Here is a 19,757-nt window from a genome sequence, read left to right on the forward strand (position 1 = left end):
GGCGCTCACGGCCCGACCACCGGCGCCCCGGCCGCCCCGGACGCGGCGCCCCGGGCCGTCATCTCCTCGCGCAGGACCCGGCCCAGCAGGTGTGCCAGGTAGGCCTCGTCGCGGATGGTCACGTGCAGCCGGTTGTTGGTCATGTGCATGTACGGCGAGAGCAGCAGCGGAAGCGCCACCGCGGGATCCGTCACCCGCTCGTCGCGGCTCCCGTCCCAGGACCGGAAGACCAGCTCCCCGCCCACCGCCAGGGCCTCGGCGCGGCGCCGCAGTTCCCGGCAGTGCTCGGCCCAGCCCGCGAGGAAGGCGGGCAGCCGGCCGGTCTCCCCGGAGCCGAGGGCCTCCAGCACCCCCGCGAAACGGCGCGCGAGCCCGGGGGCGGTCTCCCCGTAGCTGCGGTCGTACTCGGCGGAGCCGATGAAACCCGTACCGGGGAAGGCCTGGTGCCAGAACCGGTAGTAGCGCTCCAGGTAGTCGCCGAGCTCCTCCCGGCCGGGCAGGAACACCCCCGCCATCACCATCATCAGCTGCGCGGACGTGCCCAGCAGCACCGTCCGCAGGTGCAGGTTCATCGAGCCGAAGGCGTCCATGACCAGATCGCTGGAGTGCGCGAAGTGCCACTCGGCGAGCTCCACCCCGGCCGGGCCCCCGTACTTGCCGAACTCCGGCTCGTACGGCTCGTAGGCGTACGAGTTGTTGGGCCGCAGGTTCATCCGCCCGTCCGCGCCCATGAACGCCGCCCGGTCCCCGCCCGGGAACTCGATGTCGAAGAGGGTGTTGTAGAACTCGTTCAGGAAGCCGGAGTCCACCTCGTACAGCGCCGGGCGGGAGCGCAGGAACGCGGACACCGCCTCCTCGGTACGGCGCCGCACCTCCGCCTCCGCCCGCGGGGTCACGGGCCGCAGCCGCAGCCGTACGTGCGGCCCCTCCAGCCAGTAGTTGATGAAGAAGTGCCCCGCCAGCAGGCCGTCCCCGGTCAGCGAGGCGATCAGCGGGCGGACGCACCGCACCAGCAGCGGCTGCGGGTTGGCGGCGTAGAAGATGTGCATGGCCTGCCACGCGCCACGCGTCGGGGTCAGCTCTGACATCTCGAAGTGCCTTCCGCGTCCGAAGGGTTGGGGAGGGTCGTGGTGAAGGTTTCCACGGCGAGCTCGGCGACGTGCGCCCCGCGGGCCGAGAAGGTGTGCAGCGCCCCGGGGTCCGGCAGCATCTCGCGGAAGACGACCCGGTGCCCGGGCTCCCGCAGCAGCGGTTCGAAGGCGGCCAGCGAGAGCAGGCTCGCGAAGTCCACGTACTGGGGTTTCGCCCCCAGCGCGGACGGACCCGCCGACACGGTCGCGAACACCCGCTCCGGCAGCCCGTGGGCCCGGCGCCAGCGCTGCCACTCCAGGAAGTGCGCGGCCTCCCGCGCCCCGCGCGCGGGCAGGCAGCCCGCCGTGGTGCTCCAGCTGCGCCGGCTGAGCACCACGTCCCCGTGCACCACCCGGGGCCGCGCGCTCACCCCGCCGTGCGCCACCGGCTCCGGCACCCCCGCCCACACGTCCAGCGGGGACATCGAGGACGGCGACAGCAGCAGCAGGGTGCGCGGTACGGCGGGCAGCGCGAGCGGCACCAGGTAGCCGAGGTACACCGGGATCACCCGCACGCCGAGGCGCCGCGACCACAGCTCCACCCGGCCGGTGCCGGCGGAGTGCTCCGCGTACAGGTCGTCCAGGCGCAGCAGCCGGTCCTCGGGCAGGGTGCCGCTCTCGCCCGGGCAGACGATCTCGTACTCGGTGAGCCGCCCGTGCAGGTTCAGGTTCGTGGTGACAGGCCCGCCGGTGACCTCGGCGAACACGGCGCCGTCCGGGGTGACCTCGGCGGCCGTGGCGCGCAGCTGCCCGTCGAGGCCCGACCGGCCGTCCCGCTCCCCGTAGACGTGGGTGAAACGGCTGAACGGGAAGGACAGGCCGCCGTACGAGCGGTTCAGCACGGTCAGCGGCCCGCCCGTGGCCGGGTCGCGGGCCAGCTGCACGTGGTGGCAGCGCGGCGCGAAACCGGGCACCACGGGCTCCAGTTCGGCCGCCACCGCAGCCATGTCCTCCTCGGAGAGCCGCAGTTCGCCTCCGCTGCCACCCTGCTCCCGGTACGCCGCCCAGTGCGCCCGCATCCGGTCGGTGAAGGCGCACCGGGCCGAGTCCAGGGCCCGGATCCCCGGCAGGCCGAGCCAGTTCTCCTCCGGCACGTACTGGCCGCGCGCGTCGAAGGGCGTGCGCCGGGCGGTGAAGGACAGGTACTGGTCGAAGAAGTCCTCGTGGAAGTCGTGGACCAGGCCGAGGAGGTCCTCGCAGCGCCCGCCGGGCCCGTAGCGGGCCGTGAAGAACCCCTCGAAGGTGATCCGCTGGGCGAGCGTCAGGTCGAAGGCCGGCAGGATCCGCTCGACCGAGCGCAGCGCGCCCCCGCCGGAACCCTCCCGCGCCCACGCGGGGACCGGCGCGGCCAGTTCGCGGCCCGCGCTCACGTCCTCGTAGACCAGGGTCTGCGGCAGCGGCGCGTCCGGGGGCGCGCCGAGTTCCGTCTGGGCCCGGCGCAGCGCGGCCCGCAGCGCGCGCAGCAGCCCGGCCCGCTCGGCGCGCCCGGCCCGGGGGTAGCGCTCCAGCAGCCGGGCCGGCTCCTCCAGGAGCCCGGCGAGGGCGTCGGCCCAGGGCCGCTCCAGCGCGGCGAGGGAGCGCTGGAAGGCGCGTACGGGGTCCCCGCCGTGCACCTGCGTGTCCAGGCACGGCACCCGCACCATGCCGAGCTGGAGCAGCGCCCCGAGGTACGCCTCGCACTCCGCGGGGGCCGCCCCGTGCTCCGCCGCCAGCCACCCGGCCAGCTCCCGGTGGCGCAGTTCCGGTGCCCCGTACCGCTCCTCCCGCTCCGCGAACAGGGCCAGCATCCGGTCGAGGGTGCCGCTGCGGCGCAGGAAGAACAGCCGGTCCTTGACGGCGTCGAAGGTGACGGCCGCCGAGTCGTCGCCGGCCGTGACCGAGCGGCGCACGTAACGGATCCGGTCCTCCGCGTGCCCCCAGCCCGGAGCCGGGCGCAGCGGCAGGTCCCGGCGGCGCACCGGATCGGCCAGGACCAGCTCGGCGAGCCGGGCCAGCACCACCACGTTCAGCCGGACATGGCTGCTCCAGTCGTCCGCGACCCGGATGCCGTCCGCCTCCCCGGCCGCTTCGGTGAACCGGCAGGTCGCCACCCCGGTGAAGGTGCTGAAGGGGCTGGTCTTGCAGGCGGTGCGGTAGAGGTACGAGAGCACCGAGCGCTCGGCCTTGCGGGCCCGGCCCCCCGGTACCCGGCCGTCCGCGACGGCCTCCGCGTACGCGTCGAGCTGACCCTCCAGCACCGGGGACGCCAGCAGCAGCCCGTGCCGCAGCCGTTCGTCGCCCAGCAGCTCGCACAGCGCGGCCCGGCCCCGGCCCAGATCGGCGGCGAGCAGCGGCTCGCCCTCGGCCAGCAGCTTCGCCAGCTCGGCCGCCCGCAGCAGCCAGCCGCCGAGGCGCTCCACGGCGGCGCCGGACGCGCCCGGCTCCCCGATCTCCCCGGTCTCCGCGGTCCCGCCGGTCTGCTGGATCTTCCCCGTCTCCCCGATCTCCGCCAGCACCCGCAGGGCGGCCTCCGGGTCGGCCGGCGGGCGGCCGTTGTGGATCTGCCGACGCAACCCCAGCAGGGCCCGGCGCCGGGCCGCGTCCGGGCCGCCCGGCTCCGGATCCGTCGCGCCGACCGCCCGGTGCAGGACCTCGCTCAGCCACTGAGCGTCCGCCCGCAGGGCGTCCTCGGCCGCCAGCACGTCGGCCGCCCAGCGCCGGGTGTCCGGGCAGCGCAGCGCGTCGGCCGCGGTCAGGGGCAGGCCGGCCACCCGCAGCATGAACCGGTCGCCCGCGCGCCATTCGGTGGTGGTGTTCATCCTGATCGTCCGCTTCTCTCGTTGGCTCTCGGCACCCGGTCAGGCGATCTCGTGGCGGAAGTCGGCGGGCCGCGGCCGCTCGTGGCCGAGCAGCATGATCAGCAGCGGCGCCTCGTCGGTGCCCGCCAGTCCCAACCGCTCGGCGTACGAGACGTTGTCGAAGCCCAGCGCCACGCCCGCGCCGAGCCCGTGCGCGGCCGCCGTGGTGTAGAAGGTCTGCGCCACCGCGCCGACCGCCGCGCCCACCAGTCGGTAGCCCCGGTCACCCACCGCGTCCAAGACGGCCGTGGTGCGCACGGTCGGCACCAGCACCGCCGCCGCCTGCTCCAGGTTGTAGTTGGACAGGAAGTAGTTGGCCTGCAGGAACGCCCCCGGCGGCTCCGGCACCACCGGCCGCAGCGCGTGGGCCGCCGGATCGTAGGCGTAACCGCCCGGCTCGACGCCCTCGACGTGGTTGACGAAGGCGTACAGCGCGGTCAGCGAAGGCCCCCCGGGGCGCTCGGCCTCGCTGCCCACCCGGGTGGCCGCGCAGTCGGCCAGCGCGGCGCCGAGCTGCGCCGCCGTCACCGGCCGGGTCGCGTCGAACCGGCCGAAGCTGCTGCGCCGCGCCCGCAGCGCCGCCACCGGCTCCAGCGGGGCGGCGGGCGGGGCGGGCAGCGGGAGCGGCGTCCCGCCGCGCGGCGGGTACGCGGCCGCCGCGTCCAAAGCCTCCGGCGCGGGCCGGTCGGCGGCGCGGCCGAGGGTGGCCGTGTGGATCCGCAGCAGCGCCGCGAAGGACAGCACCGTACGGGAACGCTCGCTGTCCCGGTGGCGGACGGCCGCGCCCGAGGACGGCGCCGGCGGGGCGGGCCGGGTCCCGTCGCCCGCCCACTCCAGCGGGAGCACCGCGAAGATCCCCTCCTCCTCGGGGGCCACGCCGAGCAGCCGGGCGAGCCGCTCCTCGTCGAACCACAGCGCGGGCGCGATCCGCAGCCCGTACGCCCGCGCCCACAGCCGCCAGGTCTGGAGGAGCGCGCCGACGTCCATGCTCACGGCGTGGAAGGAGAAGCTGTTGTACTTGAAGGCGTTCTGCCAGTACTTGACGCTCAGCACCAGGTAGTGGGAGGCCGCCTCCGGCCCTGCCGTACCCTCCGTCCCTGTCGCCCCCTCCCGCCCCGTCGTCCCGAGCGCCTCGCGCACGTCGCCCGTCACGTCACCCGTCAGGAGCCGGCGCAGCCCGTGCTGGTGCGGGGCGTAGTGGTAGAGGCCCGGGGCGAGCGGGCCGCCCGGCCCGGCCGCCCAGTACACGCCGACGGGGTAGAGACCGCCGCCCGAGGCCGTGCCCCGCGACCAGTTGGCCTGCGTGTAGTGCGGCAGCGCCGCCAGGTCGGTGTTGGCCTGCACGCCCAGGCGCCGCCCGGTCAGCCCGTACGAGTCCTGGAGCATGCCGGAGAGCAGCGGCAGGGTGAACCCCGGCGCGGGCCGCGGCCCCTCCGCCGGGTCCGGCAGCGGCAGGGTCTCCGCGTCCGGGTAGAACTTCGCCTTGCGGGGGCGGTCGGCCCAGTCGGGCACGAAGTCCACGGGCTCCATCGGGATCCGGCCCCGGTACATGATGGCGCCGGCGTAGTCATGGGCGTGGCCCACGGGGGCCTCCTCGGTCGGTCGGGGGTGCCGGGCGCGCCGGCGTCCGGGGGTCAGGGGAAGGGGTGCGGAGCCGGGTTGAGGTCGGCGTCCGCCAGGTCCCGCTCGCGCAGTCCCGCCGCGCGCAGGGCGGTCCGCAGCCGGGGCATGCCCAGCGCCCGCTGGCGCGACCAGCCGAAGTCGATCGGCAGCAGTCCGGGCACCAGCACGCTGACGGTGTGCAGGCCCAGCGCCCGCTGCTCGGGCAGCGTCTGGTCGACGGCCACCACGTCGAACCCCTGGGCGGCGACGGCGCCGACGCAGCGCGCCAGGTCCTCGCGCACGTCGTCCGCCACCCCCTCGGGGAAGCGCAGCGCCGACAGCGGCCGCAGCGGCTCGCGGGCCGGGGCGCGGAGCAGGAAGTCGGCGTGCCGGCCCATCTCCGGCACCCCGTACACCAGCGGATGGTCGTGCAGCGCGGTGACCAGGTCGAAGTCGGCGGCCATGGCACGCAGCCGGTCCGCGTCCCGCTCGGTGCGGCCGGGCAGGTTGACGGCGTCGGTGGCGATCTCGCACAGCGCCGAGTCCAGCGCCGATTCCGGGTCCAGCCCGGCGCCCGCCCCGAAGCACATCCGGCCCGTGCCGCCGTCGAACCGCTCGGCGACGGCGGTCACCACCGGGACCGGGAAGCTGATCCGGGTGTCGAAGAACCGTGCCCGGTACCCGTAAAGGGCCAGCCGGTCGACCATCGCCCGCGTGGCGGCCCGGGTGCTGGTGGCGGGGTCGATCTCCGGCAGCGGCTGGCGCCCGTACCAGGCGAGCAGGAAGGCGTCCCGCTCGATGACCTCCATCAGCCCGAAGTAGCAGGCCTCGGCCAGGCTCCCGCCGGAGGCGCAGCCGTTGGAGCTCTCCTGGACGAACCGGTTCTCCAGGCCCGGCGCGTGGTAGTACGTCAGGATCTCCGGCACCAGACGGGGCTCCCGGTCGCGCAGCGACCAGCCCCATACCCAGGGGATCTCCCGGTCCGGGTCGAAGGGCCGCACGCGGGGGTTGTCCCGGTGGAACCGCTCGCTGTACAGGCCCACGTCGCGGGGGTCCACGGCCTCGGCGCCGAACCGCCGCAGCGAGCCGGTCACGCTGGTGGTACGGGAACGGGCGCGCATCCCCGCGTACCGCTCCAGCCCCTCCAGCACCCCGACGCGCGCGCTGCGGTCGAAGGTGGCGGTGTGACCGCCCCAGAACGTCTCGCGCAGGTACTCGCCCGAACGCATGGAGAAGCAGCCGATGGTGGCGGAGGTGGACGTCGAGGAGACGTCCTGCACCAGGGAGGGCCCCAGGGCCCCGCACAGCGGATTGGCGAAGGCCGCCACTTCCAGTGCGTACGACTCCACGGGACGGGTACGGAACGTCCCCCGGCGGTACTTGGGTGCGGGCGTCAGATCCAGCGGAGCGGGCGCGTCCACCGCGGGCGCGCCACACCCCGGGCACTCCGGGTCCGGCACCAGCGGGTAGCGCCGGACGGCCCCGGTCCGCAGGTCCAGCGCCCACACCCCGGGAAACGGACCGGCTGCCGGGCCGGCTTGCGGGACGGCCCCGGGCGCGGCTGCCGACGTGCCTCCCGGGGTGGCTGCCGGCGCGCCCGCCGGGGTCGCTCCTGGAGCGGCTGCCGGGCCGGCTCCAGCGACGGCGGTGACCAGCGCGGCCACCGCGTCGGCGGCGAAGGCGTGCGCGTACGGCCACCCGCCCGCCGCGCGGGTCCCGCCGCCCAGCTCCAGCGCGTCCCGCAGCGCGACGGACCGCACGGCCTGCCACCGCCGCTCCAGGCACCGCGCACAGCCGGGCCCCGCGACGGGCACGGGCCCGACGACGGCCTGGTACCCGTACAGGCGCACGGGGATGGCGGGCCGGCCGGCCGCCGCGCCGAGGGCGTCGGCGAGGGGCGCACCCGCGCCGGCGGTTGCGTTGGCTGCGCCGGGCACGTCGGGCACGTCAGCCACGGTGGCCGCGTCGGGCACTCTGGTCGCGTCAGCCGGGTTGGCCGTCTCAGCCGTCTCAGCCGCGTCGGCCACGCTGCCCGTGTCACCCGTGTCAGCAGCGTCAGCCGTGTTAGCCACGCCGGGCACGTCAGCCACGCTGGCCGCGTCGGGCACGCTGGCCGTGTCAGCCGTGTCAGCCGTGTCAGTCGTGTCAGCCGCGCTGGCCGCGCTGGCCGCGTCGGGCCCCTCGGCCCCGCCGGGCACGTCGGCCGCGTCGGGCACGCCGGCAGGCAGGCCCCTGCCTTGGGGCGCACCGGCTGCACCGGCCGCGGCGGCCCGGCCGGAGGTGGGGGCCCGGCCGGGGGTGGGGGCCGTGCCGGGTGTGGCAGCCCCCTCGGTCCCGTCGGCCCCGGCCGCCGTGCCGGGTGCAGCAGCCCCCTCGGTCCCCTCGGGCTCGGCCGCCGTGCCGGGTGCAGCAGGCGCGTCGGGGGCCTCGGCCGCGTCGGCCCCTGCCTCGCCCGGGGCCGGGGTGGCGAAGGCGTTGTCCAGGCCCAGGGGGGCCAGGGTCACCGGTGGGCCGTCGAGGGTCGTGAGGGCGCGGTCCAGCAGGACCGCGAACCGGGCGGCGGCCTCCGCGCCGAGGGCCCGCGCCAGTGTGGCGGCGGCGCTCACCCGGTCGGCGGGGGCGGGGGAGTCACGCGTCATCGCCGGGCTCCCGCACCGCCGCCGTCAGCAGCACGCGCACGGTGTGGAGGCCCGCGCCCGCCAGCTCCGCCGAGCCGGTCGGCACCGCGTACGCGTCCAGCCCGGCCGCGCCGAGCCGCTCCAGCACCCGCTCCCAGGAGACGGCCCCGTCCGTGTCCGCCGCCGCGTCCGCCGCACCGGCCGTCGTCAGCGTCCGCGGGTCCAGGTCGGCCAGCAGCGGGTCCCCCGTGTCGGCCGGGGCCCGGCCCGCCGGATCGGCGGCGTACTGCGCGGCGCCCAGCAGCTCCCGCAGCGCCGCGAGCGCCGCCGTGCGCCGGTCCAGCCCCTCGCCCAGGGCCCACCGCTCCCCGGCGCGGGCCAGCAGCACCTGCACCCCGCTGCGCCCGCCCTCGCCGAGGTCCAGCAGCTCCGGCCGCAGCCCGAGCCGCTCCGCCGACCGTACGAGGAAGGCCGGTTCGGCGTCGGCGCCCTCCGGATCCGGCAGCGGCACCAGGGCCGCCGGGGCGCCCCGTACGGCCCGCAGCAGCGCGGCGTGCCCGAGCGCGGACAGCAGCCCGGCGGCGGCCGCGTCGGCGGGGGAGGGGCCGGCCCCGGCCCCGGCCCGGGTGCGCTCGAAGAGCCGGCCGGCGTTGTGCGGACCGAACGGCCGCACCGCCCCCGCCGGCACCAGCACCGGTTCCTTCGTCAGCAGCGACACGCCCCGCTGGTACGCGGACACCTCGCCCGGTAGCCCGGAGGCCGTCGCCAGCCCCGCCGGGACCGCGACCGCCTCCGCCACCGCGTCCGCCGCGCCGGCCTTCACCAGGCCCCGGGCGGGCACCACGTGCTCCGCGTACACCAGTGCGGCGGCGTCCAGCGCCCGCATCCGGGCCCCGGCCACGTGATGGACGTCGAAGGCGGCGACCGTACGCGGCCCCGCGTGCCCGATGCCCAGCTCGACCGCGCCGAGCTTCAGCGGGATCTGCGTCAGTTCCTCGTCCGCGTACCGGGTGAACACCCCCGCGTACGGACGCACCAGCGCGGAACGCCGGTTCAGCTCCTCCACCAGCGCGTCGGCGTCCCGGGCGGTCTCCAGCGTGGGCAGCGCGGGCGACCCCGAACGGCCCGCCGCCGCGAGGTCCAGCGGAGCCGCCGCGGGCTCCTCCTGCGCGCAGAACGGGCACCGGGGGTGCGGGAACAGCGGCTCGGCGGTGACGTCCAGCGAGGCGGTGTCCTGGACGAGCAGCCGCCCGGCGGTCTCGGCGGGCAGCGTGCCGGAGGTCGCGCGGAACACCTCGTAGCCCAGCAGGTTGCCGATCATCGCGGCCAGCGGCCGCCCCGGCACCGGCCCCGCCGCGAGGGGGGCCTCCGGCAGCGCCAGCGCGCTCCACAGCTCCGCGGCGCCCGCCCCGCCGCGCGTCGCGCCCAGCCGCAGCGCGGCGCAGGACCAGCAGCCGGCGGTGCCGTGCGTCATCAGCGGGCCGACGACGACGTCGTCCCCGTACGACCAGGCGGCCAGCAGGGAGCGGCCCTCCGGTATCCCGGCGCGCAGCAGGGGCAGCAGCCGCGCCGGGGCCGCGGGGCCTCCGGTGACCACCACGAAGTCGGCGTCGGCGAGTTCCGCCCAGCCGGGCGTGGCCGTGGTCAGCGTACGGACCTCCACCGGGCAGCCGTCCGCGACGGCCTCCGCCGCCTCGGCCGCCGCCTCGGCGAGGTCCGCCCCCGGCGCCAGCGCCACGGACGCGCAGCCGTTGCGCACCAGGCTGAGCGCGCACCAGCGGGCCACGGCGTCGTCGCCGAGGACGGCCACCCGGGTGCCGCGGAAGCGCAGGAAGCGGGCCTCGGCGTCGTCGGCGTAGTGGTCGGCGTAGGCGATCTGCGGGGCGTACCGCCGGGCCACGTCGGGCTCGGGTACGGCGGCGGGCCGGGGGGCCGGGTCGGCCACGGGGCGGGCGAAGTCCCGTTCGTACAGGGTTCTGACGAGTTCACCGACCATCGCGCGCTGGGGGTCGCCCAGCCCCTGGCAGAGCTCGGCGACCGAGTGCTCGCCGGTCAGGTGCGGGACGATCAGCGTCGCGAAGCGGTACGCCGAGCGGGCGGTGAGCCGGAACCCGCCGTCGGAGTTGTGGAAGAGCACGCCGTCCGGGGTCTCGGTGAAGAGCACGTCCCGGCGGATCCGGGGCCGGGTGGCGGCGAGGTCGTCGAAGCTGGCTTGGGACACGGAACACCTCTGGTTGCGGTCTGGTGGGGACGGAGACGGGAGGCGGGAAACGCCCGGAGGGACGGCGCGGAGGCGGCGGCGCGGGGGAGCGGGACCGGCGGGTCAGCCCGTCACCGGCGCCACACCGGTCGGCGGCCGAGCCCGCCCCCCGTCCCGGGCACTGACATTGCCGCCCGCCCCGACACCGGCCTCGGCCCGCACGCTGGACGGGGCTCCGGCCCCGGACCGGAGGTCGGCCTGCGCCCCGTCCCGCGCGCCGGTCTCGGGTTCGGCTCCGGTGCCGGTGCCGGGTTCCGCGTCGGCCTGCGTTCCGGTGCGGGTCCCGGTCGGGAGGGGAACTCCGGCCCGGGCGCTGGCGTGGGCCCCCGCGCCAGGGCCGGCGTCGGCCTCGGCCCGGGCCGTGGGCAGGGCTTCGGCCCACGGCGGGGCGTCGGCCTGCGTCCCGGTGCGGGTCCCGGTCGGGATGGGGGCTCCGGGCCGGGCACCGTCGTGGGCTCCCGGACCGGCGTCGGTCCCGGACGCGGCGTCAGTCCCGGATCTGGCCTCGGTCCCGAACCCGGCGTCGCCCCCAGGCCCGGCCCCGGACTCCGCGTCGGTCTGCGTCTCTGTCGGGATGGCGGCTCCGGTCCCCGCCCGGGCGGGGACCTTGCCGAAGGGTTCCGTGTCGGGATCGGGAGTGAGGGTTCGGGAGAGCCATCGGGCGTAGACGTGGAGGAAGGCGTGGATGCGGTACGGCTGGCCGGGCGGGCCGTCCTCCAGCATGCCCGCCTCCACGAGCTGTTCGAGGACGGTCTCGCTACCGGCCCGGGTCAGGGCCTGCGCCGGAGCGAGCCCGCCCAGTCGAAGAAACGTTTCCCTCATCGGGGCCGTCAGCGCCCCCACCGCCTGGCCGAACACCTCCGGCACCGACAGCCGGGGGTCCTCCGCCAGGGCCAGCCGGCCCGGCGGATCCTCCGCCAGCCAGGCCGCGCAGTCCGCGACCGACAGCCCCGGCCGGGTCAGCAGCCGCCCGGCGGCGATCCGCAGCGCGAGCGGGAAGTACCCGCACACCCCGGCCAGTTCTCGCGCGGCCGCCTCCTCGGCGCCGATCCGCTCCGCCCCGACCAGCCCGGACAGCAGCCGGTACGCCTCGCCGGGACCGAGCACGTCGAGCCGGTGCACGGCCCCGCCGTAGGTGGCGACGACCGCCGCGAGCCCGCGCCGGCTGGTCACCAGCACCGAGGCGTCGCCGGCCCCGGACAGCAGCGGCAGCACCTGTCCGGCGCCGGCCGCGTTGTCCAGGACCAGCAGCCGCCGCCCCTCGCCGCCCGGCTCGGGCAGCAGCTTGCGGGCCTCCTCCACCTCCAGGCCGCTCCCGTCCGGCCGGGCCAGGTCGATGACCGACACCCCGCCGGGGAACGCGCGGCGGACCTCGTACGCGCTCTGCAGCGCGAGCGCCGACTTGCCGATGCCGGGGGCCCCGGAGACGACGACGATGCGGGGTCCGTCGGCGTCGGTGAGGCGCCGCGCCATCGCCCGCAGGTCCGCCTCCCGCCCGGCGAAGGCACGCACCGGCGACGGCCCGCCCGCCACCTCCCGCCGTACCGGCACGGCGGTGGCCAACTCGCCGCCGCGGTAAGGGGTTTCGGCAGGCGTGTCCGTACGTACCGCCGGCCCCAGCTCCTCGGCCCGCAGGATCGCGAGTTCCAGCCGCCGCAGCCCCGGCCCGGGATCCACACCGAGCTCCTCGCGCAGCCGGTCGCGCACCGCGCGGTACTCGGCCAGCGCCTCCGCCTGCCGGCCGGTGCGGTAGAGCGCCTCGACGAGCTGCTCGGTGAACCGTTCGCGGACCGGGTGGCGGCGGGCGCTCTCGTAGAGGTCGACGAGCACCTGATGGCAGTTCCCGGCGGCCAGTTCGAGGTCGCAGACCCGTTCCAGCACCCGCAGCCGCTCCTGCTCCAGGGCCGGCACCGCGTCCCGCTGGAGCATGCGCGAGGCCACGTTGGCCAGCGGCTGTCCGTGCCACAGCGAGAGCGCCTCGCGGAGCCGGTACAGCTCCTCGCCGGTGCCGGCGGCGGCCCGCGCCCGGGCGGTCAGTAACCGGAACAGGACGAGGTCGAGGGTCTCGGTGTCGTTGTGCATCCGGTATCCGCCGGGCACGGCCTCGATGGTGGTCGCGGATATGCCGTATTTCGCGAATAACCTGCGCAGCCGCAGCACGCACGTCTGGAGCGCGGCCCGCGCCGTGGCGGGCGGCTCCTCATCCCAAACGGCGCGCAGCAGATAGCCGGTGGAAACCACGACGCCGGGATGGAGCAGAAGCGCCGCGAGCAGACTGGTGGGTTTGGACGGTTTGAGAACCACCGTCTCGGGGCCGTGCGCAATACTCAAGGGCCCCAATAGCTGGAACCGCATGATGGTCCCCCGTGTCGGGTCACGTGTCTCACAGACGAGTGTGCCGGGGGCGGTGGTGTGCGGAGCTTATGCCTCAGACGGCAGACGTCAGACCTGCTCCGGAAATAGTCCGGACCATGGTCTGATACCCCTCGCCGCTCCCCGTTGGGCGGTGAATAGCTGGAACCCTACATAACGGATCTTGTGAAAGTCGAGGTGTCGGCCGGATCATTTCCGGCGTTCCGGCTGCCCTTCTCCTCTGCGTCACGCGCAAGACTCGTTGAGTTACCGGCCCGGCGTCAATACTTCGCAAGTAAACGAGTTTTGCCGCGCCGGATGCCAGAGTTTGAATTGCGGTCACATTGCGGATCCGCCGCGACCTGGAGGGCAATGATCCCCCGCGTGGCTAAAACCAGACTGTAGGAAGGGTGGATTCCGCTTCTGGAAGCGGAATCCACCCTTCGTCTGCAACGGGACCTGCGGTGGTGCGGCGCGGGGCTACTCGAAGCGGTCGGTGTCGCCGGCCCCCCGGCGCACGATTTCGGCCTCGCCGCCGGAGAAGTCGACGACGGTGGTCGGCCGCGTGCCGCAGTCCCCGGAGTCGAGCACGGCGTCCACCACGTGGTCCAGCCGCTCCTTGATCTCCCAGCCCTGCGTGAGCGGCTCCTCCTCGTCCGGCAGCAGCAGCGTGCTGGAGACCAGCGGCTCACCGAGCTCGGCGAGCAGCGCCTGGGTGACCACGTGGTCGGGGATGCGGACCCCGACCGTCTTCTTCTTCGGGTGCATCAGCTGCCGCGGCACCTCGGAGGTGGCCTTGAGGATGAAGGTGTAGGGGCCGGGCGTCGCGGCCTTGATCGCCCGGAACACGTCGTTGTCGACGTGCACGAACTGACCCAGCTGCGCGAAGTTCTGGCACACCAGCGTGAAGTGGTGCCGGTCGTCGAGATCGCGGATCGTCCGGATCCGCGCGAGGCCGTCACGGTTGCCGAGCCGGCATCCCAATGCGAAACACGAGTCGGTCGGGTACGCGACGAGCGCACCCGAGCGGATGCTGTCGGCCACGCTGCTGAGGGTGCGCCGCTGAGGATTCTCGGGGTGCACGTCGAAGTACTTCGCCATCCGCCGAGCCTACGGGACCGGACCCGCCACCTCCGCCACACGGTGGACCGGCAGGGGGCGGCCCCTGCTCCGTACGGGTTCTCTTGGGGCGCCCGTTCGGCCCCAGGGCCGAGTTTACGATCATCGTTTCGGCTTCCGGTCGTTTTGATGCTGCCATCCGGCGGTGTGCGATCTGGGAGGGCTGCGTGGCGAAGTCACGGACCAAAGCATGGAGCGCGGTGGCCGCGGTGACGGGCGCCGTCCTGACCGTCGCCGCCGCCCCCGGCCAACCGGACCCGTTCCAGGGCTCCTTCGGGCAGCCCGCCGCGGGCCCGGGCCGGGAGGCGGCGGTCACCCTGCTGGTCGGCCGGGCCGTGGACGCGGGCCGGGCCGACGGCGCAGGCTGGTGCGAGGCCGGGGCCTTCCGCACCGGGCGGTGCGGGGACTGGCGGGAGCAGCGGGTGCTGGCCACCGCCCGCGGGGCGGGGTCCGTCGTGCCGGACCCGGCGCTCGCCCGCACCGCGGCCCTGCCCACCGACTCCGGCGGCCCGCTGGAGATCGCCCTCGCCCGGGCCCGGGCGGGCAGCCTCACCGACGTCACCGTCCAGGACGGGCACGGCCGCCACCTGGCCGGCGCCCTCGCCCACGGCGGCGGGCTCTGGCGCAACACCGAACCCCTGCGGGCGGGGGAGAGCTACACCGTCCGGGTCGGCGCCCAGGACGGCAACGGCACCCCGGTCGGCGTCACCATGGCCTTCCGGACCGCGCCGCCGGCCGACGGGGGCCGGCTCACCGCCGAGTTCGGGCCCCTGCCCGGCACGTACGGAGCCGGGCAGATCGTGACGGCCACCCTCAGCCACCCGGTCCCCGGTGAGGACACCGACGCCCGGGTCCGCGTCGAACAGGCCCTCCAGGTCACCTCGCGGCCGCACGTCGAGGGCGCCTGGCACTGGGTCGACGACGCCACCCTGCACTTCCGGCCGCGCACCTACTGGCCCGCCCACACGGTGGTCCGCGTCCGCAGCGGTCTCGACGGCGTCGAGCTCGGCGACCACGGGTACGGGGGCCCGTCCGAGCCCGTGGAGTTCACCGTCGCCGACCGGATCGAGGCCGTCACCGACGCCGCCGCGCACGAGATGACCGTACGCCGCAACGGCCGGGTCGTCCGGACCATCCCGGTCACCACCGGCAAGGCCGGGTTCCTCACCCGAAGCGGCATCAAGGTCGTCCTCGGCAAGGAGCCGAAGGTCCGGATGCGCGGGGACACGGTCGGCATCGGAAAGGGCACCAAGGAGTTCTACGACCTGCCCGTGCAGTACGCGACCCGGGTGACGTGGAGCGGCGAGTACATCCACGCCGCGCCCTGGTCGGTGGAGTCGCAGGGCGAGGAGAACGTCAGCCACGGCTGTACGGGGATGAGCACCGAGGACGCGGCCTGGTTCTTCGAGCAGGTCCGGGAGGGGGACGTCGTCGAGGTGGTCAACAGCGGCGGCGAGCCGATGCCGCCCTTCGCGAACGGCATCGGCGACTGGAACCTGTCCTGGTCCGCCTGGCTGGCAGGCAGCGCCCTCTCCCACCCGACCACCCCGCCACCCCCCACTCCCACCCGCCTCTTCCCCACCACATGACCCCACCGACCCCCGGCCCCGCCGGGCGGCCTCCTGCCCGGGTTCCCGGCGGGGCCGCCGCCCCGCCGCGGGGTGGCGCCGCCGGACCCGGGGGGCGGCCGCGTCGTGCGCTGTTCGCGGGGGCGGCCGGGAACTTCGTCGAGTGGTACGAGTTCGGCGTCTACGGCTCCTTCGCCACCGTCATCGCCGCCCGCTTCTTCACCCCGGACCACCCGGCGGCCACGGCGCCGCCGACGGCCGTCCCGCTCCTCGCCACCTACGCGTCCTTCGCCGTGGCCTTCTTCTTCCGGCCTGCCGGAGCCCTGCTGTTCGGCCGCCTCGCCGACCGGGCCGGCCGCCGCCCCGCGCTGGTCCTCGTGATCGGCCTGATGACCCTCGCCACCACCCTGATCGGCCTCCTCCCGACCCGGGAGACGGCCGGCGCCGCCGCGCCATGGCTGCTCGTCCTGCTGCGGGCCGTACAAGGCCTGTGCGCCGGAGGGGAGTTCGGCGGTGCGGTGGCCCTGATGACGGAGCTCGCGCCCCCGGGCCGGCGCGGCCGCCACGGAGCCTGGCAGTCCCTCACCGTCGCCCTCGGCCTCCTCGCCGGAGCCGCGGTCGCCGCCGTGCTCGCCTCGCTGCTGTCGCAGGAGGCGTTGTACGCCTGGGGGTGGCGCGTCCCGTTCCTCCTCGCCCTCCCGATGGGCCTGACCGTCCTCCACCTCCGCACCACCCTCCCCGAACCCGCGCCCCCCGTTCCCGACCCCGCCCCCGCCCCCGCGGAGGGCAGGGTCGGAGTCGGGTGGGCCGTTGTTCTCGGGGTGGGGCGGGTCATGGGGTGGTCCGGGGCCGGGTACGCGTTTCTCGTGGTGCTGCCGGCCTACCTCCAGTCCGCGCTCGGCGCCTCCTTCCGGGAGGCGCTGGGTGCCACCGCCCTCGCCAACCTCGGCTTCGCCGCCTCGATCCTGCCCGCCGGGATCCTCAGCGACCGCGTCGGCCGGCGGCCCGTCATGCTCGGCGGGGCCCTCGTCATCGCCGGCTGCGCGCTGCCGTTGCTGCACCTCCTCCAGGACCCCGCCGCCCCGGCCCCGGCCAGGGCCGCCGCGCTCCTGGCCGCCGGCGCCGCCGTCGGGCTGCTCGCCGGGCCCGGCCCCGCCATGCTCGCGGAGATGTTCCCCGCGCCCGTGCGCTGCACCGGCCTCGCCGTCTCCTACGCCCTCGCCAACGCCGTCTTCGCCGGCTGCGCGGGCCTCGTCATCACCGCCCTGACGGCCGCCACCGGCGACCCCGACGTCCCCGCCTACTACGCCGGAGGCCTCTGCGCCCTCAGCGTCCCCGCCCTCGCGAGCCTGCGCGGCGACGACCACCTGAGGCCGCTGCGGTGAGGGTCATCGGCCTGATGTCGGGCACCTCGTACGACGCCGTCGACGCCGCCGCCGCGGACCTCACCCTCGACCCCGACGACGCCACCACCCTGCGCCTGACCCCGCTCGGCATGGTCAGCGCCCCCTACGAGGCCCCCCTGCGGGCCGCCCTCGCCGCCGCCCTGCCGCCCGCCGCCACCACCCTGGGCGACGTGTGCCGCCTGGACACCGGCATCGGCCGCGCCTTCGCCGCCCTCGCCGTCCGCGCCGACCGCGAGCTGTGCGAAGGCCGCGCCGATCTGGTGGCCTCCCACGGCCAGACCGTCTACCACTGGGCCGACGCCGGCCAGGTGCACGGCACGCTCCAGCTCGGCAACCCGGCCTGGATCGCCGAGGCCACCGGCTGCCTCGTCGTCAGTGACTTCCGCCCCCGGGACGTCGCCGCCGGCGGCCAGGGCGCCCCGCTCGTCAGCCTGATCGACCTGATGCTGCTGCGCGGCCGCCCCGGCACCCCCGCCGCCCTCAACCTCGGCGGCATCGCCAACCTCACCGCCCTCCCGCCCGGCGGCCCACCCGTGGCCTTCGACACCGGCCCCGGCAACGCCCTCCTCGACGCCGCCGTACGCGAACTCACCGCGGGCCGCCTCGACTACGACGAGGACGGCGCCCTCGCCGCCGCCGGCCGGGTCCACGAACCGCTGCTGCTGCGCCTGCTCGCCGAGCCGTTCTACCGGCTGCCCGCCCCCAAGACCACCGGCAAGGAACTGTTCCACCCCGGCCACCTGCGCACCGCCCTCGCCCCCTTCCCCGGCCTGCCGCCGCAGGACGTCCTGGCCACCCTCACCCGGCTCACCGCCCGGACGGTCGCCGACGCGCTGCGCCCGCTCGGCGCCACCGAGGTCATCGCCTCCGGCGGCGGGACCCGCAACCCGGCTTTGATGGCGGCGCTGCGCGCGGAACTGCCCCCGCACACCGTCCTGCTGGGCTCCGACGCGCTCGGTCTGCCGGCCGCCGCGAAGGAGGCGTACGCCTTCGCCGTACTCGGCTTCCTCACCCTGCACGGCCTCCCCGGCAACGTGCCCGACTGCACCGGCGCCCGCGGCCCCCGCGTCCTCGGCTCCCTCACCCCGGGCCGCCGCCCCCTGCGGCTCCCGCCCACCCCGGCCCGCCCGCCGCACGCCCTCACCATCGCCCCGGCCCGGGCGACCTGACCGTACGGCCTGGCAAGAGGGCGGCACCACGGCGCACCACGGCGGCACGAGTGCGGCACCAGTGGATTCGTACAGGCTTCCGGCGTCCACATCCGCGTACCCGTGCGTCCAGCCGTCCGGCACGCGAGGCGCCGGGAGACCCATCCACGGGGGAACAGTTGATCACTCGACGGACCGCACTCAGGGCAGGCGTGGCCGCCACCAGCATCGTCGGCACGGGCGGCATGCTGCTGCCCGCCGTCACCGCCACCGCGACCGAGCCCCGCGCCGCCGCGGCCGAGCTCGACCCGGCCGGCATAGCCAAGTTCACCCAGCGGATGCCGCTCGCGCCCGTCCTCCAGCCCTACCTCACCACCAGCACCACCAGCTACTACCGGATGGACCTGAAGGAAGTCTCCCGGGAGATCGTGCCGGGCCTGAAGACCCCCGTCCGCACCTTCAACGGCTCCTTCCCCGGCCCCGTCATCAAGGCCGAGTCGAACCGCCGCGTCGTCGTCCGGCAGACCAACTCCCTCTCCGTGCCCACCTCGATCCACCTGCACGGCGCCCACGTCCCGCAGGACAGTGACGGCTCCCCGATGGACCTGATCGCCCCGGGCGGCGGCACCAAGACGTACACCTACCCCAACACCCAGCCGCACGCGAACCTGTGGTTCCACGACCACGCCCACCACATGGAGTCGGAGAACGTCTTCCGCGGCATGACGGGCACCTACATCCTCACCGACGACATCGAGCGCCGCCTGCGCCTGCCCTCCGGCGCCTACGACATCCCGGTCTCGCTGCGCGACGCCCGCTTCTCCACCTCCGGCGAACTCATCTACGAGATGGGCGACTTCCACAACCGCAACGTCATCCTGGCCAACGGCAAGCCCTGGCCCTACTTCGAGGTGGCGGCCCGCAAGTACCGCTTCCGCTTCACCAACACCGCGAACCAGCGGTTCTTCGGACTCCGCCTCGCCGACGGCTCCGAGCTCGTGCAGATCGGCACCGACGGCGGACTGCTCCCGGCCCCGTACCGGACGGACACCGTCGCCATCAGCCCGGGCGAGCGCGCCGACGTCGTCATCGACTTCTCCCGCTACCCCGTCGGCAGCACCGTCGAACTGGTCAACAAGGACGTCTCCCCCTTCGAGTCGGCCGACCTGGTCGGCAAGGTCGTCCAGTTTCGGATCACCCGCGGCGCGCAGGACGACAGCGTCGTCCCGGACACCCTGCGGACCCTGCCGCCGCTCCCCGCCGCCACCGTCAACCGCACCGTCGACATGAAGATGGACGAGACCGGCAGCCCGGGCAGCCAGGCGTACATCAACGGCAAGACGTACGACATGGACCGGATCGACACCGAGATCGCCTACGGTGCCACCGAGATCTGGACCGTGAAGAACTCCAACCAGTTCGCCCCGCACAACTTCCACATGCACCTCGTGCAGTTCCGGGTGCTGGAGCGCAACGGGCAGCCGGTCACCTCCGGCCCCGAGACCGGACTCAAGGACACCGTCCCGCTGAGGCCGGGCGAGACCGTCAAGGTCCAGGCCACCTTCACCGGCTACCGCGGTACCTACGTCTACCACTGCCACCTTTTCGACCACGGTGCCATGGGCATGATGGCGAACATGCGGATTTCCTGACCCGGACCCCGCCCCGGTGGACCAGGTCCGCCGGGGCGGGGCCGTTGCCGGAGCCGGGTCGTGAT

At 75.5% G+C, this 19,757-nt stretch carries 11 protein-coding genes; 4 read left to right on the forward strand and 7 right to left on the reverse strand.

All coding sequences use genetic code 11. The features are described 5' to 3' along the window. Nucleotides 1-5 precede the first annotated feature (5 nt). From ACZ6ZT_RS02480 to ACZ6ZT_RS02510, 7 genes are all read right to left on the reverse strand, one after another. Nucleotides 6-1,088 carry a lantibiotic dehydratase C-terminal domain-containing protein gene (locus ACZ6ZT_RS02480; RefSeq protein ID WP_469714765.1) on the reverse strand — a complete coding sequence of 361 codons (1,083 nt, stop codon included), beginning with the start codon at nucleotides 1,086-1,088 and terminating at the stop codon, nucleotides 6-8. Continuing rightward, nucleotides 1,076-3,928 carry a lantibiotic dehydratase gene (locus ACZ6ZT_RS02485; protein WP_469714767.1) on the reverse strand — a complete coding sequence of 951 codons (2,853 nt, stop codon included), beginning with the start codon at nucleotides 3,926-3,928 and terminating at the stop codon, nucleotides 1,076-1,078. Before ACZ6ZT_RS02485 ends, ACZ6ZT_RS02480 begins: the two co-directional genes overlap by 13 nt. A gap of 39 nt (nucleotides 3,929-3,967) precedes the next feature. Then, the gene (locus ACZ6ZT_RS02490) at nucleotides 3,968-5,551 is read right to left on the reverse strand and encodes a SagB family peptide dehydrogenase (RefSeq protein WP_469714768.1); all 1,584 of its coding nucleotides are present in this window, start codon (nucleotides 5,549-5,551) and stop codon (nucleotides 3,968-3,970) included. A gap of 50 nt (nucleotides 5,552-5,601) precedes the next feature. Further along, nucleotides 5,602-7,524: a TOMM precursor leader peptide-binding protein gene (locus ACZ6ZT_RS02495; RefSeq protein ID WP_469715026.1), complete on the reverse strand. Its 1,923-nt coding sequence runs from the start codon at nucleotides 7,522-7,524 to the stop codon at nucleotides 5,602-5,604. 673 nt (nucleotides 7,525-8,197) lie between these two features. After that, nucleotides 8,198-10,408 carry a TOMM precursor leader peptide-binding protein gene (locus ACZ6ZT_RS02500; RefSeq protein ID WP_469714770.1) on the reverse strand — a complete coding sequence of 737 codons (2,211 nt, stop codon included), beginning with the start codon at nucleotides 10,406-10,408 and terminating at the stop codon, nucleotides 8,198-8,200. A gap of 102 nt (nucleotides 10,409-10,510) precedes the next feature. Further along, nucleotides 10,511-12,778 carry an AfsR/SARP family transcriptional regulator gene (locus tag ACZ6ZT_RS02505; RefSeq protein WP_469714772.1) on the reverse strand — a complete coding sequence of 756 codons (2,268 nt, stop codon included), beginning with the start codon at nucleotides 12,776-12,778 and terminating at the stop codon, nucleotides 10,511-10,513. Nucleotides 12,779-13,279: 501 nt separating this feature from the next. Beyond that, the gene (locus ACZ6ZT_RS02510) at nucleotides 13,280-13,900 is read right to left on the reverse strand and encodes an L-threonylcarbamoyladenylate synthase (protein WP_469714773.1); all 621 of its coding nucleotides are present in this window, start codon (nucleotides 13,898-13,900) and stop codon (nucleotides 13,280-13,282) included. Nucleotides 13,901-14,085: 185 nt separating this feature from the next. On the opposite strand from ACZ6ZT_RS02510, the gene ACZ6ZT_RS02515 reads away from it, so the two are divergent. The 4 genes from ACZ6ZT_RS02515 to ACZ6ZT_RS02530 all read left to right on the forward strand — a co-directional run bounded on the left by ACZ6ZT_RS02515 (nucleotide 14,086) and on the right by ACZ6ZT_RS02530 (nucleotide 19,692). After that, nucleotides 14,086-15,507 carry a L,D-transpeptidase gene (locus ACZ6ZT_RS02515; RefSeq protein ID WP_469714775.1) on the forward strand — a complete coding sequence of 474 codons (1,422 nt, stop codon included), beginning with the start codon at nucleotides 14,086-14,088 and terminating at the stop codon, nucleotides 15,505-15,507. Then, a complete protein-coding gene (locus ACZ6ZT_RS02520) occupies nucleotides 15,504-16,871 on the forward strand; it encodes an MFS transporter (protein ID WP_469714776.1) in 1,368 nt (455 codons plus the stop codon). Before ACZ6ZT_RS02515 ends, ACZ6ZT_RS02520 begins: the two co-directional genes overlap by 4 nt. Then, nucleotides 16,868-18,061 (forward strand): anhydro-N-acetylmuramic acid kinase, encoded by a 1,194-nt coding sequence (locus tag ACZ6ZT_RS02525; RefSeq protein ID WP_469714778.1) that lies wholly within the window; start codon nucleotides 16,868-16,870, stop codon nucleotides 18,059-18,061. Before ACZ6ZT_RS02520 ends, ACZ6ZT_RS02525 begins: the two co-directional genes overlap by 4 nt. A 158-nt stretch (nucleotides 18,062-18,219) precedes the next feature. Beyond that, the gene (locus ACZ6ZT_RS02530; RefSeq protein WP_469714780.1) at nucleotides 18,220-19,692 is read left to right on the forward strand and encodes a multicopper oxidase family protein; all 1,473 of its coding nucleotides are present in this window, start codon (nucleotides 18,220-18,222) and stop codon (nucleotides 19,690-19,692) included. The last annotated feature ends 65 nt before the right edge of the window (nucleotides 19,693-19,757 follow it).

Source organism: Streptomyces sp. NPDC102258 (genome assembly GCF_055584685.1).

Excerpts from the sequence above, each read along its gene's own strand:
- ACZ6ZT_RS02480 (WP_469714765.1), bottom strand. The coding sequence starts at position 1,088 with ATGTCAGAGCTGACCCCGACGCGTGGCGCGTGGCAGGCCATGCACATC.
- ACZ6ZT_RS02485 (WP_469714767.1), bottom strand. The coding sequence starts at position 3,928 with ATGAACACCACCACCGAATGGCGCGCGGGCGACCGGTTCATGCTGCGG.
- ACZ6ZT_RS02510 (WP_469714773.1), bottom strand. The coding sequence starts at position 13,900 with ATGGCGAAGTACTTCGACGTGCACCCCGAGAATCCTCAGCGGCGCACC.
- ACZ6ZT_RS02520 (WP_469714776.1), top strand. The coding sequence starts at position 15,504 with ATGACCCCACCGACCCCCGGCCCCGCCGGGCGGCCTCCTGCCCGGGTT.